The organism is Actinacidiphila glaucinigra, from assembly GCF_035918135.1.
GTDB classification, from domain to species: Bacteria; Actinomycetota; Actinomycetes; order Streptomycetales; family Streptomycetaceae; genus Actinacidiphila; species Actinacidiphila glaucinigra.
In genome coordinates, this window is the sequence record NZ_CP109144.1 from 5,619,935 (window position 1) to 5,635,335 (window position 15,401).

Genomic DNA, 15,401 nt, shown 5'->3' on the forward strand with positions numbered 1-15,401 from the left:
GAGTGAGCCGAAGAATCTCCCCGCGCCGGCGGAGGACGGCCCTCGGTCCGTCACGAGGCCGGGAAACGGCGTCCGAGGAAGCCCTCCGCTTCGGAAACGGCCGCCTGCAGCCCTGGGACCGCCACCTCGGAGCCCCTCCGGCAGAGCCGGACGTCGAGTGCGCCCGTGGTCTCGCGTGCCACCCGGCACGTGAAGGGGGAGGAGGGCGCGGTGAGCACCAGGCTGAGGTCGCCCACGCCCTCCAGGCCGGGTGGGACCTGCTCGGTGAGCAGCATCGCGTTGTCCTCCAGCGAACCGGCGCGGAGGTCGAAGTCGCGTCGAAGCGCGGGGATGTGCACCGAAGCCGTCGACAGCACGCCGTGCTTGTGCAGGATCCACGCCATGGTCATGGCGCCGCGCACCACGTCCGTCGTGGCGTCGGCGGTCCGGAGCCCGGGCCCGCTGCAGGACCACACCTCCGTTTCCCGTGTCGCCCATATGCCGTCGTCGCCGACCCTCAGCGGTGCACGGCCCTCGATCAGCGTTGTCAGACCCGCGGTCGCGGTGTCCCCCAGGTGCCACCAGCCGCCGTGATCGACGCAGAAGAGTCTTCCTGCCTCGTCCACCGCGAGGAGGCCGTCACCGTCGACCTGTCCGAAGGGGAAGAGCCTGGCCCCGATGCGCTCACCCTGCGCACGGAACGTGTGGATCGCGAAGCGCCCCGCGCGCGGATCGATGGTGAACCCCCGTGGGGCCACCTCGGCTCCGGGCGAGGCCACGGCCGGGGGCGCGGCCGACATCCCGCAATACCGCCGGAGCGCCTCGTCGGCGACCGGGAAGAATTCCCACCGCAGCCCGCCGGCGGGGCTGACCGTCGTGACGGTCTCGAGCACCCACTGCTGAGCAAGGCGTGCGGGGTCTCCCGCCGACGACCGGGCGGCGGCGTTCGTCGCGTGTTCCTTCTGGACATTCACGGCCCGAGAAACCTGATTCCCAACTCGTCCAGCAGCGCTCCACAGGCCGGGCAGGGCGTCGTCTTCTGCCCGTGCCGGGGATCGCCCGACTCGCGGATCAGCTTGGACACCATCGCGGAACCGCTGAAGTGGTCCGCCGCCTCCTGAAGCGTGGTGGTCAGACCGTCCGTCCGGCGGGAGTCGATGAGCCACAACTGATCGGAGACCAGTGCGGATTCGGCGCAACGGCCGAGGAAAGGAGCCTTCGATTCGGGCGGAAGGGCGTCGAAGAAACGACTCACGGCGGGATGCAGTTCCGGGACCCCGTCACCGCGCAGGTTCGTCTGGCTCACCACGGTGCCCTGTACGAGCAACGAGGACGCCACCCCGGGTACCGCGTCAGACATAGTAATCCTCCGCGTCACGCAGTTGACGGCCGCTCAGCCGCCATGCGAACGCCTCGAATTCGTTGTCGCCGAGGAAGTAGGGGCCGGTTTCGTGGAGATAGAAGAACCGCCCCGTTTCATCCACGAGGACGATGCCGCGCTCCGATGTCTCGTACCCGACGGGAAATACGGACCGGCCGATGTCGCCGGCAAGTTCGGCGAAATCCTCGGCATCGCCTCGGTATCCCACGTCAGGCTTGATCACCATGGCGATCTCCGGCGCGGCCGGATACGGGAGCGTCAGCAGGCCGAAGGAATTCACGAACCGCATGGCGCTTTCCAAGCGGGCGAGTGGGAATCCCTGCTCCTCGGCATTCCGCAGTCTGAAGGCGACGTGTTCCCGGACCTGGTCCGCGACGTCCCGGCCCGGGAACCATCCGTTCTGTGCGAGCCAGGCGTCGACTTCGGCCCGCGAGATGTCTGAAGGCATTTCAACGTCCTCTTGCGTGTCCCACGTCACTGGTGTGCGTGTACTCCGAGTATGGGGAGTGCCCGAGCGCAGGAGCGGCAAGGAGGCTTGTACTCGCCGTGTGCCATCTCCACGTTACCGTCCTTGTCGGTGAGGTTTCCGATCTGCCGCGAATGGATGATACTTCCCGCCAGGGCGTCTCGTGCGTCGTCCACAGTGCGAATCGACCGGCCGGTCGGATCAAGTTGATGGAGTCTGTCCGAGATCAGTGCCACTTCGGCGCACTTTCCGTGGCCGGCCCCCGTGAATGGGCGGTCCGAAGCATCGCTCTCGGCCTTGATGTCGTCGTAGACCTGTTGCAGAACGGGATGGGCCTCGGGAACCTTCTGCCCGTGCCGTCCCGTGGCGCTGGTGTGGGACGTGACGACTCCGTCGTGCAGCAGACTGCCGGCGCACCCGGTCTTGATGTAGTCGTTTCCGCCGACTTGGTTGTGCGCGGGGAGGGCGCTGTCGTTGGCGTCGTCGGCGAGGGAACCGGCCTCGTCCTCCAGCACCTTGATCCGGTCCTCCGGGCTGAGGTGGCTCACGTCCACGGCGTCACGGCGGTGACACTTCATCTTTCCCGCGCTCTTGCCGTGCCAGCCGGGCTGCGGGTTGAGCGGAACGCCCGACGGCCCCCCGATTCCCTGGCCGGGTCCCCCGCCGCCGGGGCCCTTGGGGCCTCCGCCACTGGGCCCGCCCGAGCCGCCGCTGCCGGATCCGGACCCGGTGGAGTAGCCGGCCGCGGGTGAGGACGGCCTGCCGTGGGACTTGCTGATGCCCTTCAACTGGTCCGCGATCTTCTCGTCGTTGTCGCGGTGGTTGGCGTGCATCTGCTTCAGGCCCTTGCGCATGTCGTTGCGCATGTGGCCCACGGCCTTCTCGGCCGCCTCGCCGATGCCGTCCACGATCTTCGTGGCGATCGGCATGATGTGCTCCGCGATCTCGCCCCGGCCGCCGGTGCGGCCCTTGGCGTTGCGGGCCCGGCCCATGTGTCCCCTGGACCTGCCGCGCATCGAGCCGGTGATGCCGTCGAGTCGGGTGTCGACCCGGGCGAAGCTGTCCTCGTCGCTCTGGAAGTGGTCGCTGCCGCCGCCACTGGTGCCGCCGCCGCCTCCTCCGCCGCCTCCGGCGCTCGCCAGGGTGAAGCTGTCGGCCTGCTTCTTGGCGCCGTCGACACCCTCGCCGAAGCCCTCCTTGCCGGCGTCGGCCGTCCGGCGCAGGTCGACGCCCTTCTGCAGGCCGAGGGCGTTCGAGCCGACCTGGATGACCAGGTCGGCCGCCATCGACTCCAAGGCGGCGTAGATCGGGGCGGTGGCGAGGGACATCAACTGGTCGACGACCTGGTTGATGACCTCACGGAAGATCTTCTTCACGATCATCCGGGTCGCCTGGGTCGCGGCGGCTCCGGCGAAGCTCGACAGCCCGAGCGTGATCGGGGCGGAGGCGATGGTCGCGGCTATCTCCACGGCCAGGATGCCCAGTTGGATGATCGCGGCGCCCTTGGCGACCTCGATGGCTATCGCCACCCCGTCCAGCGCGACGGCGCCCATCCGCGCGGCTTCGGCGAGATTGGCCAGGTGCGTGCCCCTGACCTTGCCCCAGTGGGCCTCGAAGGCGTCCATGGCGGCGCCCGCGTTCGCGCCCAGCAACTCCTGTACGGCGGAGTGGGCGTCCATCGCGCCGCCGTCGATGTCGTCTGCGAAGTCCCGCAGCGACGTGGCCATCTCGCGGTAGTCGTCCTCGTCGACGTTCGGCCAGGCGACGCCGATCAGGTCGAGCACGTACGCCAGCTCGTCGGGCAGCACGACGCCCACCGCGGACACCCCCGTGTCTCCGATTGACTGCGGCAGCAGGGGTTTTGACGCTACGCGAGTGGCAGAGGTTCCTCAACTGGACTGAAATCGACCGGCTGTCCCCGGGAGAACACCTGTGACGGATGACCGGACATCCGGCGGACGGTGATCTCCGCGTCGTCGTGTCCGACAGGCCACGTGCCGCCGTGCCGCCGTGCCGCGCTCGCCGTCCGTCCGGCCGCCCCGGGGAATGCGTGACACCCGGGCACGCCTGCTCCGCAACCCGTTCCGCAGTGACCCTGGCGACGCGTATCGCGCTGTGCCTCCCCGTTTCCCGCGGCGGTCACGGGCGCCTACCGGTCGCTCGTCCCGGGGCGGACCTCGATGCCCGCGCGCCGGCAGGAGCCGTAGGAGAACGCGTCGTCGCCGTCGAGCAGAACGACCCGGGACTCGCCGCGTGGCCACACGAGGGCCCGGGACGCGAACTCGGGCACGTGGACTCCCGGCCCTGGCGGCTCGGGCTCGCCGAGCCGGGCGCGCAGCAACGCCGCCATCCGGTCGTACGCGGCGTCGTAGCCGTCGAGGCCGGCATCCCCGTTCCAGCCCTCGGGGGTCTCGCCTTCTGTGAAGTACGCGAACGGCAGCACGATCGAGCAGTCCGTACGGCACTCCGGGTGGGCGCACACGGCCTCGGGGTCGTCGCCGCAGCCCGGGTATTCGCCGAGCTCCAGCCAGTGCCCGCCGGAGCCCCGCCCGTCCTCCCCGATGGGCCAGGCGTCGAGCCAGCCTATGACGGTCGCCCCGTCGTCGCCGACGTGGTGCCATCCGTTGCGCACGAACGCGTCCCCGAAGGCCCGGTAGCTCCAGGGCAGGTCCGCCAGTTCGATGATCCGGTCCAGCAGATCGTCGTCGACGTCTCGGAGTTGCACGGCCATGACGGCGTACCTAACGCTTCGGCCGGACGGCGACGCCCCCGCGGCGGTAGGCGCCGTACGACAGGGCGTCGTTCCCGTCGAGCAGGATCACGTACGCCTCACCCCGCGCCCAGCGGACGTGCCGGGTGGCGTCGATGTCCTCGTACGGCCAGGGGCCCGCGGGTTCCGGCTCCCCGAGGCGGTCGCGCAGCAGCGCCGCCACACGCAGATACTCGGCGTCGTAGTCCGCTGACGTCGCCTCGCCCCGCACGTCGGGGCGGCTGTGCCAGGGCCCGAACTCGTTGTCCCACTCAGCCGGGTCGTCGGGGTCGGCGAAGTACGCGAAGGGGTGCAGGACGTAGCTGCCCGCACGGCACCCGGTGTGGGCGCACACGGCGTCGGGGGAGCCGTCGTCCACGCAGCCGGGAGGATCGCCGAGCTCCAGCCACCAGTCGTCGACGCCTTCCTCACGCCCGGGGAGGAACTGGACCTCCCACCAGCCGATGACGGGTCCCTCCTCCTCGTCCTCCGGGACCTCCCAACCGTTGGCCACGAACGCGTCCTCGACCGACCGACGGCTCCACGGCAGGCCCGCCAGCGCGATCATCCGGTCGACGAAGTCACCGTCGGCCTGGAAGAGTTGCATCGCCATGGCCCACGACCCTAGCGCCCCGCCTAGGCTGCACCTCATGACCGGACCGGAACTGCGGCGGATCCGCGCCTTCGTCGCCGCCTTCGCCCGCCGCCAGGCCGCGCGCACCGTCGAGCTCCCCGGCGGCTTCGCCGTCCTCGACGACGCCTACGCGCACTCCCACGGCAACAACCATGTGGTCGTCGACGGCGGCGTCGACCCGGAGACGCTGCCCGCCCTCGCCGACGACGCGCTCGGCCACCTCGCGCACCGGGCCGTCACCGTCCTCGACGACGCGACGGGCACCGCCTGCGCGGGGCCCATGGTGCGCGCGGGCTACAGCCACTCCGCCGAGCTCGTCATGCTGCACACCGGCCCGGTCCCGGACGGTGGCCCCGCGGAGGAAGTGGACCTCGACGCCTTCCGCGAACCCCTCGCCCGGCGCTGGCGCGGCTTCCTCCCGGAGGCCGGTGAGGACGTCGTCCGCCAGCTCGTCGACCGCCGCGAGGTCCGTCACCGCGGCGCGGCCGTCGTCCGATTCATCGGCGCGCGGACGCCCGAGGGCGACGTCGCGTCCTGGGCGGACCTCTACATGGACCGCGCGTCGGGCATCGCCCAGGTCGAGGACCTGATCACCGCCGAGGCCCACCTCGGGCACGGCTACGCGGACGCCGTCCTGTCCACGGCCCTGCGCCAGGCCGTCGACGCCGGCTGCGCCACCCGCTTCCTGATCGCCGACGCGGACGACTGGCCCCGGCACTGGTACGGCCGCCGCGGCTTCACCGTCGTCGGCCGCTTCCACAGCTTCGGACGCGGCTGACGGTGCCCTTCCGTAGTCTTGTGGGCACGGAGAGTGCGGGGGTGGGTGCGGATGAACGGCGAGGCGACCCGGCCGCCGATGGCGTGGCGGTACTGCGGCAACCAGGTCAAGCTCTGGCGTGAGCAAGCGGGCGTCACGCGCGATCAGTTGGCCCGCGAGGCGGCCTACGGCTACGAGACGGTGAAGTCCATGGAGCAGGGCCGCCGCCGCCCCAGTTCCCGTTTCCTGCAGATCGCGGATCAGCTGTGCGGTGCCCAGGGGAAGCTTGCCGCAGCGGAGGCCTACCTCAAGCCGGAGAGATTCCCGGCGAGGTCGCAGGACTTCTTCCGCTACGAGTCGGAGGCGGTCAGCCTCTGGTCGTACGAACCGCTGTTGATCCCCGGCCTGCTCCAGATCGAAGCCACCGTGCGCGCCCTGCTCGGCGCGCATCGGCCGCCGCTCGGCGACGAGGTTCTGGAGGAGCGGGTCCGGGCACGGCTGGAACGCCAGGCCCTGCTGCGGCGCACTCCACCCGTGGAGTTCAGCTTCGTGGTGTACGAGGCGGCCCTGCGCTGTCCGGTGGGCGGCCCTGACACGGCGAGGCGGCAGCTTCTGCACCTCCTGGACGTGGCCGGCCTGCGCAACGTCTCGTTGCAGGTACTGCCGTTCGCCGCCGGCGCTCACCCCGGACTCAACGGGCCCATCGTGCTGCTGGAGACCCGGGAGCACGAACGGCTGGCCCTCACGGAGGGGCAGTCACTCAGCTTGCTGACCGCGGACCCGGAACAAGTGGGTGCGCTGACGCAACGGCATGGCATGATCCGCACGGAGGCCCTCGGCGCCGACGAGTCGGCGCGATTCATCAAGCGGATGGCGGGTGAGGCATGAGCGGCAGACTGTCCTGGCGCAAGTCGACGCACAGCGACACGGAAGGCAGCAACTGCGTCGAGGTCGCCACCACCCCGCACCGCGTGCACGTCCGGGACAGCAAGGACCCGGACGGCCCCGCCCTCTCCTTCACCCCCGCCGCCTGGACGGAGTTCCTCCGCGGCGTGGGACGGGACGCGGCGCCCCCCTCCGAATAGTGCGCCGCGTCCCGCCGGTCCGTCAGGACGCGGAGTCCGCCTCCGCCGCGTCGGGGAGCGCGCCCGTGCGGGCGACGCCCGCGTACCAGAGTGCGCTGGACTTCGGGATGCGCTCCTGCGTCTCGTAGTCGACGTAGACCGCGCCGAAGCGCTTGTCGTACCCGTACGCCCACTCGAAGTTGTCCATCAGGGACCACAGGAAGTAGCCCCGCACGTCGGCGCCGTTGCGCATGGCGCGGTGGACCGCCTCCAGGTGGACGCGCAGGTACTCCACCCGCTCCGGGTCGTGCACGGCGCCGTCGGGGCCCACGGAGTCCTCGTAGGCCGCGCCGTTCTCCGTGATGAGCAGCGGCAGGTCGGGGAACTCGCGGTTCATCCGCATCAGCAGGTCGTACAGGCCCGTGGGGTCGACGGACCAGCCCATCGCGGTCCGCTCGCCGGGGGGCTGGTGGAAGGCGACGTCGTCCGCGCCCGGCCAGGGGGAGAACTCGCTGGAGCCGTGTCCGTCGCTGCGCGGCCCGTCGGCGGAGTCGGCGGACGACACGAGGGTGGGCGTGTAGTAGTTGATGCCGAGCACGTCCAGCGGGTGGCGCTTGATCGCGGCGAGGTCGCCGTCCTGGACGAAGGACCAGTCGGTCAGGCCGCGGGTGTCCTCCAGCAGGTCCTGCGGGTACGCGCCCTTGAGCAGGGGGCCGGTGAAGACCCGGTTCCCGACGGCGTCGATGCGGCGCGCGGCGTCCACGTCGGCGGGGGAGCCGGTGAGCGCGCGGACCTGGTGCAGGTTGAGCGTGATGCCGAGTTGGGCGCGGGCCGGGAGGACCGAGTGCAGCGCCTCGGCGGCGCGGCCGTGGCCCAGGTTGAGGTGGTGGGCGGCGCGCAGGGCGGCGACCGGGTCGGTGCGGCCCGGGGCGTGGACGCCGGAGCCGTAGCCGAGGAAGGCGCTGCACCAGGGCTCGTTGAGGGTCGTCCACAGCTGGACGCGGTCGCCGAGTGCCTCGCCGACGATCCGCGCGTACTCGCCGAAGCGCTCCGCGGTGTCGCGAGCGGGCCAGCCGCCGGCGTCCTCGAGCTCCTGCGGCAGGTCCCAGTGGTAGAGGGTGACGGCGGGCTGGATGCCGTGCTCCAGCAGCTCGTCGGTGAGCGCGCGGTAGAAGTCGAGGCCGCGCTCCACCGCGGGCCCGCGGCCGGTGGGCTGGACGCGGGACCAGGAGACCGAGAACCGGTAGGCGCTCAGGCCGAGGTCGGCCATGAGGCGCACGTCGTCACGGAACCGGTGGTAGTGGTCCGCGGCGACGTCGCCGGTGTGGCCCTCGAAGACCTTGCCGGGGGTGTGGCTGAAGGTGTCCCAGATCGACGGGGTGCGCCCGTCCTCTGCAGCGGCGCCCTCGATCTGGTACGCGGCGGTGGCCGCACCCCACAGGAAGCCGGGCGGGAACTGGTGACCGCCTACTGCGGCGGTGCCGCTCGCTGCGGGACGAATGTCGGACGCTGTCATACGGGAGCGCTCCCATCGGAACGAGTGAACAAGAGGAGTAAAGGGGGGAGGGGCGCGGCCGCGGCCGGGGGAGGGGATCAGCCCTTGACCGCGCCCTGCATGATGCCGCCGACGATCTGCTTGCCGAAGATCACGAAGACCAGCAGCAGCGGGAGCGTGCCGAGCAGCGCGCCGGCCATGATGACGGACTCGTCGGGGATGTAGCCGCGGCCGAGGCTGGTGAGCGCGACCTGCACGGTCGGGTTCTCCTGGGTCAGCGCGATGATCGGCCAGAAGAAGTCGTTCCAGGCCGCGACGAAGGTCAGCATGCCCAGGACCGCCATCGCGGGCCGGGCGGCCGGGAAGACCACGTGCCAGACGATCCGCAGGCTGCTGGCGCCGTCGACGCGGGCGGCCTCGATGATCTCGGTGGGCAGGGCCTGGGAGAGGTACTGCCGCATGAAGAAGACACCGAAGGCGCTGACGAAGGTCGGCAGGATGACCGCCTGGAGGTGGTTCGTCCAGTCCAGGTCCGCGATCCACAGGAACAGCGGCACCACACTCAGCTGCGGCGGCACCATCATGGTGCCGATGGTCAGCATCAGCAGGAAGTTCTTCATCTTGAACTGCAGCTTGGCGAAGGCGAAGCCGGCGATCGTCGAGAACAGGACCGTGCCGATGGTGATGCTGCCGGCGACGATGGCCGTGTTCAGCAGCGCCGTGCTGAGGTTGGCCTCGGTCCACGCGGTCTGCAGGTTGCTGAAGAGGTTCGAGCCGAACCAGAACGGTGGCGGCGTCTGCGCCAGCCGCGAGTTCGTCCGGGAGGCGGCGATCGCGGTCCACACCAGGGGGAAGAGCGATATCGCCGTGAAGACGATCAGCACGATGTAGGTGAACGGGCCCGCGTGCAGCTGCCGTCCGGCCTTGGGCGCCCCGGGGGTGCGGCGCTTCGCCTTGCGGGGCGCGTCCGCTGCGCCGGCCGCCTGATCCGCCGGGTTGGTCGAGATGGTGGCCATCGTCGTCACCCCTCGTGGTTCTTGCGCAGCCATCGGGCGACCAGCCCGTTGGCGGCGGCGATCAGCAGCAGGAGCAGGAACATCGCCCAGGCGATGGCCGAGGCCCGCCCGAGGTGGTAGTTCGTCCAGCCCTGCTCGTACAGGTAGAGGCCCAGCGTCTGGAACTGGTGGGAGGAGCCGCCCTTCTCGCCGCCGGGGCCGCCGAAGAGGAACGGCTCGCCGAACAGCTGGGTGGCACCGATCGTCGAGACCACGATCGTGAAGAGGATCGTCGGCCGCAGCATCGGGATGGTCACATGGCGGAACTGCTGCCAGCGCGAGGCGCCGTCCAGGGCGGCGGACTCGTACAGGTCGTGTGGCACGGCCTGCATGGCGGCCAGGTAGATCAAGGTGTTGTAACCGGTCCAGCGCCAGATCACGATCGACGAGACGGCGATCTGCGAGGACCAGGTGCCCGCCCGCCAGTCGATGTGGTTGCTGAACCCGAGGTGCTCCAGCGCCCAGTTGATCATGCCGTAGTCGGTGCCGAACATCAGCGTGAAGACCAGCGTCGCGGCGGCGACCGAGGTGGCGTACGGGGTGAGCATCGCGACCCGGAAGAAGGTCGAGCCGCGCAGCTTGTAGTTGAGCAGGTGGGCCAGGCCCAGCGCGATCAGCAGCTGCGGGACGGTCGAGATCACACCGATGGTGAACGTGTTCTTCAGGGCGTTCCAGAAGAACTCGTCCTCCAGCAGACGGGTGTAGTTGTGGAAACCGACGAACTCGCGCGCGTCGAGGTTGGTCAGCTCCACCCGGTAGAAGGAGGACCAGCCCGTGTAGATCAGCGGGAAGAGGCCGAAGGCGGCGAAGAACAGGAAGAAGGGCGAGACGAAGGCGTACGGCATCGCCTTGACGTCCCACCGGTAGCGGCGGCTGCGCCAGCGGCCGCGTCGCTCGTCACGTGCGTCGCGCGGACGGCCGGAGCCGCCGCGCGGGGCCGCGCCCCCCTCGGAGGGGGGCGCGGTCACTGCGGTCATGTCGGAGATCTCCGAAGCCATGCGGGTCACTGGTCCAGTGCGTTGTCGATTTCCTTCTCGGCAGCCGCCCAGCCCTGAGCAGGGGACTTGCCCTGCTGCTCGACCTGCAGGATGCCGACGTCGGTGATGGCCGTGTAGATCTGCTGGTCCTTCGGACCGATCACCAGGGTCGGGATGCTCTTGGCGGCGTCGGCGAAGATCTGGCCGATCGGCGCGTTGTTGAAGTACTCGTGCTTGGCGTCCTTGACCTCGGGCAGGTCATAGGAGCCCGGGGCGCTCGGGAAGCTCGCCTGCTTGGCGAAGACCTTGGCCTGCTGGGCGGGGGCGGTCAGCCACGCGGCCAGCTTGACGGCCTCTTCCTTGTTCTTGCCGGCCGAGGGCACACCCACGAAGGAGCCGCCCCAGTTGGCGGGCTTAGGCGCGGCGGCGACGTCCCACTTGCCCTTGCCCGCGTCGCCGGCCTTCTCCTGGATGTAGCCGAGCATCCACGACGGGCAGGGGAGCGAGGCGAAGCGGCCGTTGGCGAAGCCCTGGTCCCAGGCCTTGTCGAACAGCTTCAGCTTGGCGGTCATCTTCCCGGTGGTGGCCTCCATGGCCAGGTCCCAGGCCTCCTTCACGGAGGGGCTGGTCTTGTAGATGACCTTGCCGCTGCTGTCGTAGTAGCGCTCGGAGGCGGAGTTGCTGATCGCCTGGTAGAGGCCGGCGGACGAGTCCAGGAACGTCGTGCCCTTGGGCGCGTTCTCGGTGTAGGTCTTGCCCGCGTCCAGGTACTTGCTCCAGTCACCGGCCCACAGCTTGCCGACCTCGGCGCGGTCGGTGGGCAGACCCGCCTTCTTGAACAGGTCGGTGCGGTAGCAGATGGCCATCGGGCCGATGTCGGTGCCGAGGCCGATCGTCTTGCCGTCGGAGGTGCTGGCCTGGGCCCACTTCCAGTCGAGGTAGTTCGACTTCTCGACGCCGGCGGCCTTGGAGAGGTCCTCGAACTTCGCCGCCTGGGTGGTGACGATCTCGTTGATGTTGCCGACCTCGATGGCCTGGATGTCGCTCAGGCCGCTGCCGGCGGCGAGGTGGGTGAGGAGCTGCGGGTAGTAGGCGTCGTTCCGCTCGATCACGTTCTCCTTGATCGTGATGTTCGGATTCGCCTTCTCGTACTCCTCGTACAGACCGGCCTGCTTGTAGCCGAAGACACCGAAGGTGCCGACCGTGAGGGTGATCTTGCCCTTGCCGTCACCCTCCGAGCCACCGGCCTTGGCAGGCCCGTCGCTGTCCTTCGAGCAGCCGGCGAGCAGGCTCACTCCCAGCGCTGCCACCGCGGTTATCGCGACGGCCGCGGTACGGCCTCGTGGCCGGGACGACTTCCTTGTCGTGCGCATTCGGGTCCTCCGGGTACGTGCGGGAAGTGTACGTGTTCGATAGTGTGGGAGCGCTCCCACATGTGATGTGTTGAAGAGTCTCCGTTCCCCGATGAGGTGTCAAGGGAGCAGACGCTCTAAGTTGGCGCAGTTACCACCTCGTGATTGGGAGGCCGTAATGGTGTTGGGCGGACGGCGCAGCGGCAGGCCGACGCTTGAGGAGGTCGCCGCGCGGGCCGGAGTGGGCCGGGGCACCGTCTCCCGGGTGATCAACGGATCACCTCGGGTGAGCGACCATGCCAAGGCCGCGGTCGAGGCCGCCATCGCCGAGCTCGGCTACGTCCCCAACCGCGCGGCGCGCGCCCTGGCGGGCAACCGGACGGACGCGATCGCCCTGGTCATCCCGGAGGCCGAGACCAGGCTCTTCGCCGAGCCGTACTTCTCCGACATCATCCGGGGCGTGGGCGCCGAGCTCGCCGACACCGACATGCAGCTGCTGCTCACCCTGCTGCGCACGCCCAAGGAACGGCAGCGCTTCGCCCAGTACCTCACCGCCCACCGCGTCGACGGCGTCCTGCTGGCCTCGGTGCACGAGGACGACCCGCTGCCCGACCTGCTGGAGCAGCTGGAGATGCCGACGGTGCTGAGCGGCCGCCGCTCCGACCTGGAGTCGGTGTCCTACGTCGACTCCGACAACGTCGGCGGCGCCCGCTCGGCGGTCGCGCACCTGCTGGGGCTCGGGCGCAGGAGCGTCGCGACCATCACCGGTCCCCTGGACATGTACGTCGCCCGCTGCCGCCTCGACGGCTACCGCCAGGCGGTCGAGGGCGCGGGGCTGCTCCACGACAACGCGCTGGTCGCGGCCGGTGACTTCACCGAGGAGGGCGGCCGCGCCGCGATGCGGGCGCTGCTGGAGCGCCGACCCGACGTCGACGCGGTCTTCGCGGCCTCGGACGTCATGGCCGGCGGCGCGCTGCAGGTGCTGCGCGAGAAGGGCCGGCGCGTGCCCGACGACGTGGCGCTGATCGGCTTCGACGACTCCGCCATCGCCCGCCACACCGACCCGCCGCTCACCAGCGTGCGGCAGCCGATCGAGGAGATGGGCCGCACGATGGCGCGAGTGCTGCTGGAGGAGATCGCGGCGAGCACCGCCACCCGCCGGCACGTCGTGCTGTCGACCGAGCTCGTGCGCCGCGAGTCCGCCTGACCGCCGCGGGGCCGGAGCGCCGGCCGGGGGAGTGAGCCCCGTCACGTGATTTCTCCCAGGATGCCCCGGTCTTCAGGCCGGGGAGGAATGGGTCCTTGAGTCGGAGCCGCGAAGCGGCGGAGCTCTCTGTACGCCCGTTATGACCTGTGCTCCCTTTCGTTGTCGGTGGGGGCTGTCAGGTTCCGGGGTGTGACGTCGACGGCGATGGCCGGGCAGGGGTCCGGGCATGCCCGGTTCACCTTTCGGCTGCGGGTGTCGTCCACCGCGCGTGCCGGTTTGGAGGCGGAGTGGGCGCGGTGCCGGTGGGTGTGGAACGAGTGCGTGGCGGTGTCTCGCAAGGTCCACCGCCTGAACAGGACCGTCGTACAGAAGGTCACGTGCGGCCCGGCGCAGTTGGACAGGATGCTGACCGAGGCGAGGCGGTCGATGGCGTGGCTGCGGGAGGGCAGCTCGATGCCGCAGCAGCAGGTCATCCGGGACTTCGCGAAATCCCGTGCCAAGGCGTTGAAGGACATCGCGGCGCGGCTGCCGATGCGGCAGCGGGCCGGGATGCCCCGGATCAAGCGCAAGCGCGACGCCGCCGCGTCGCTGAACTGCACCACCCGCGGCTTTAGGCTCAAGGACGGACGCCTGCATCTGGTCGGCGGCATCGTCGTGACGGTGGTGTGGTCCCGAGACCTTCCGTCCGCAGCATCCTCGGTACGGGTGTACCGGGACAGCCTCGGCCACTGGTACGCCTCGTTCGTCGTCGCCACAGCCACAGAGCCGCTGCCCGCGACCGGCGCCGTGATCGGTATCGACTGGGGCGTGCGTGAGACCGCCACCACGACCAGCGACGCCCACGACCTGCCGCCCGCCCAGCACGGCAAGACCGCCGCGCGGCGCCTCGCGCGGTATCAGCGGATGATGGCTCGCCGTAAGCCTGCTCGTGGACAGGCCGCGTCCAGGGGCTACGGCATGGCTCGACGGGCCGCTGCGAAGGTGTCCAAGAAGATCGCCCGTCGGCGGCAGGACACGGCCCGCAAGTGGGCCAAGCGCGTTGTGCGCGACCATGACGCGATTGCGGTGGAGGACTTCCGGCCGAAGTTCCTCGCGAGGACCACCATGGCGCGCAAGGCGGCCGACGCCGCGATCGGCGCCACGAAGGCGGCGCTGATCGAGATGGGCCGCAAGCACGGGCGGGACGTCCGCCTGGTGCATCCCGCGCACACCACCATGGACTGCGCGTCGTGCGGAGCGAGAACCAAGCACGCACTCCCACTCTCGGAACGTACCTGCACCTGCACCCCTTGCGGAGCCGTGTCCCCCAGGGACAAGAACTCCGCCCGCGTGATGCTGGTCCGGGCTGGTCTCAACCCGGCTGGTGCCGTTCGTGTAAGCGCTGAAGGACCGCTGGTCCCCAGCCAACGTGAGCCAGGAATCCCCGTCCATTAGGACGGGGAGGATGACAAGTGAGGAGGCTCACGGTGTGACATGGGCCCACGAGGGCTTCAACCACGGCTCTTTGTCACACCCCTCTCCTAAAATCAAGGCATGCCACCGACCGTTCTGGACCGCCGATCCGTCGAAGCCGCCAATGAGGCCATACGGCGGTACGTCGCGGGCCGGCGCACCTGGTCGCGCGCCGAACTGGCCGAGCTGGACCGCCTCCGCGGGATCTGGCAGGCCGCCCGCCAGGGCCAGGGCGACGCCCCGGCCCGCCGCCTTCCGGGCGAGGAGTGATCCCGCCCCGGCAATGCCGACAGAAGATGTCGGGTATGCCGGGGAGCATGGCGGCATGACGACCAGCTGGACAGACCTAGAGGCAGCACAGCCCGGCCTCGCCGAGGCCGTGCGCACCCGATTCGGCGGCTACAAGCACCACGTCCTCGGCACCCTCCGGGCCGACGGCTCACCGAGGCTCAGCGGCATCGAGGCCGAGTTCCGGCTCGGCGAGCTGTGGCTCGGCATGATGCCCGGCTCCCGCAAGGCCCTCGACCTGCGGCGCGACCCGCGTTTCGCGCTCCACGTCAACCCCGGCCCCGGCACCTCCATGGACGGCGGCGACGTGCGGATCTCCGGACGCGCCGTCGAGGTCACCGACCCGGCGGCGATCGCCCGCTTCACCGGCGAGGTGACGGTGCCCGAGGGGCCCTTCCACCTCTTCCGCGCCGAGATCGCCGAGGTCGTACGCACCTACGTCGAGGATCCCGACCTCGTCCTGCAGGCGTGGCGGCCCGGAGGCCCGTTGCGCACGATCCGCCGCGGCAACGACGAGTCGCCCCCGCGCACGGACGGCTGACGCA

17 protein-coding genes are annotated in these 15,401 nt (G+C 70.3%); 7 read left to right on the top strand and 10 right to left on the bottom strand.

The genetic code is table 11. From position 1 onward, the window contains the following. Positions 1-50: 50 nt before the first annotated feature. The 6 genes from OIE69_RS25265 to OIE69_RS25290 all read right to left on the bottom strand — a co-directional run bounded on the left by OIE69_RS25265 (position 51) and on the right by OIE69_RS25290 (position 5,188). Positions 51-953, bottom strand: coding sequence for an SUKH-3 domain-containing protein (locus OIE69_RS25265; protein ID WP_326575886.1), 903 nt, complete (start codon positions 951-953; stop codon positions 51-53). Beyond that, positions 950-1,339 (bottom strand): YwqJ-related putative deaminase, encoded by a 390-nt coding sequence (locus tag OIE69_RS25270; protein WP_326575888.1) that lies wholly within the window; start codon positions 1,337-1,339, stop codon positions 950-952. The genes OIE69_RS25265 and OIE69_RS25270 overlap by 4 nt, the downstream gene beginning before the upstream one ends. Then, a complete protein-coding gene (locus OIE69_RS25275; RefSeq protein ID WP_326575890.1) occupies positions 1,332-1,808 on the bottom strand; it encodes an SUKH-3 domain-containing protein in 477 nt (158 codons plus the stop codon). The genes OIE69_RS25270 and OIE69_RS25275 overlap by 8 nt, the downstream gene beginning before the upstream one ends. 26 nt (positions 1,809-1,834) lie before the next feature. Beyond that, positions 1,835-3,652: a YwqJ-related putative deaminase gene (locus OIE69_RS25280; RefSeq protein WP_326575892.1), complete on the bottom strand. Its 1,818-nt coding sequence runs from the start codon at positions 3,650-3,652 to the stop codon at positions 1,835-1,837. Between the two features lie 323 nt (positions 3,653-3,975). Further along, the gene (locus tag OIE69_RS25285) at positions 3,976-4,557 is read right to left on the bottom strand and encodes a hypothetical protein (protein WP_326575894.1); all 582 of its coding nucleotides are present in this window, start codon (positions 4,555-4,557) and stop codon (positions 3,976-3,978) included. Between the two features lie 10 nt (positions 4,558-4,567). Beyond that, positions 4,568-5,188, bottom strand: a complete 621-nt coding sequence (locus OIE69_RS25290; protein ID WP_326575896.1) for a hypothetical protein — start codon at positions 5,186-5,188, stop codon at positions 4,568-4,570. Between the two features lie 37 nt (positions 5,189-5,225). Here OIE69_RS25290 and OIE69_RS25295 point away from each other — a divergent pair, with 37 nt between their 5' ends. The 3 genes from OIE69_RS25295 to OIE69_RS25305 are packed head-to-tail and all read left to right on the top strand — an operon-like array spanning position 5,226 to position 7,051. Then, complete coding sequence (locus OIE69_RS25295; RefSeq protein WP_326575898.1) at positions 5,226-5,987, top strand: GNAT family N-acetyltransferase; 762 nt, start codon at positions 5,226-5,228, stop codon at positions 5,985-5,987. A 51-nt stretch (positions 5,988-6,038) separates the two neighbouring features. Further along, positions 6,039-6,854, top strand: a complete 816-nt coding sequence (locus OIE69_RS25300) for a helix-turn-helix domain-containing protein (protein WP_326575900.1) — start codon at positions 6,039-6,041, stop codon at positions 6,852-6,854. Then, positions 6,851-7,051: a DUF397 domain-containing protein gene (locus OIE69_RS25305; RefSeq protein ID WP_326575902.1), complete on the top strand. Its 201-nt coding sequence runs from the start codon at positions 6,851-6,853 to the stop codon at positions 7,049-7,051. The genes OIE69_RS25300 and OIE69_RS25305 overlap by 4 nt, the downstream gene beginning before the upstream one ends. Positions 7,052-7,073: 22 nt before the next feature. On the opposite strand, the gene OIE69_RS25310 is transcribed toward OIE69_RS25305, so the two are convergent. From OIE69_RS25310 to OIE69_RS25325, 4 genes are all read right to left on the bottom strand, one after another. Beyond that, on the bottom strand, positions 7,074-8,546 hold the full coding sequence (locus tag OIE69_RS25310) for a GH1 family beta-glucosidase (RefSeq protein ID WP_326575904.1): 1,473 nt from the start codon (positions 8,544-8,546) through the stop codon (positions 7,074-7,076). Positions 8,547-8,623: 77 nt separating this feature from the next. Beyond that, positions 8,624-9,541: a carbohydrate ABC transporter permease gene (locus OIE69_RS25315; RefSeq protein WP_326575906.1), complete on the bottom strand. Its 918-nt coding sequence runs from the start codon at positions 9,539-9,541 to the stop codon at positions 8,624-8,626. Positions 9,542-9,546: 5 nt separating this feature from the next. Further along, positions 9,547-10,578 (bottom strand): carbohydrate ABC transporter permease, encoded by a 1,032-nt coding sequence (locus OIE69_RS25320; protein ID WP_392567567.1) that lies wholly within the window; start codon positions 10,576-10,578, stop codon positions 9,547-9,549. Positions 10,579-10,583: 5 nt separating this feature from the next. Further along, a complete protein-coding gene (locus OIE69_RS25325) occupies positions 10,584-11,930 on the bottom strand; it encodes an ABC transporter substrate-binding protein (protein WP_326575910.1) in 1,347 nt (448 codons plus the stop codon). Positions 11,931-12,087: 157 nt separating this feature from the next. Between OIE69_RS25325 and OIE69_RS25330 the strand changes: the two genes are divergently transcribed. From OIE69_RS25330 to OIE69_RS25345, 4 genes are all read left to right on the top strand, one after another. Continuing rightward, positions 12,088-13,116 (top strand): LacI family DNA-binding transcriptional regulator, encoded by a 1,029-nt coding sequence (locus OIE69_RS25330; protein ID WP_326575912.1) that lies wholly within the window; start codon positions 12,088-12,090, stop codon positions 13,114-13,116. Positions 13,117-13,320: 204 nt separating this feature from the next. Beyond that, positions 13,321-14,550 (top strand): RNA-guided endonuclease InsQ/TnpB family protein, encoded by a 1,230-nt coding sequence (locus tag OIE69_RS25335; RefSeq protein WP_326581408.1) that lies wholly within the window; start codon positions 13,321-13,323, stop codon positions 14,548-14,550. 99 nt (positions 14,551-14,649) lie between these two features. Then, complete coding sequence (locus OIE69_RS25340; RefSeq protein WP_326575914.1) at positions 14,650-14,838, top strand: hypothetical protein; 189 nt, start codon at positions 14,650-14,652, stop codon at positions 14,836-14,838. Positions 14,839-14,893: 55 nt separating this feature from the next. After that, positions 14,894-15,397, top strand: coding sequence for a pyridoxamine 5'-phosphate oxidase family protein (locus OIE69_RS25345; protein ID WP_326575916.1), 504 nt, complete (start codon positions 14,894-14,896; stop codon positions 15,395-15,397). Positions 15,398-15,401: the final 4 nt, after the last annotated feature.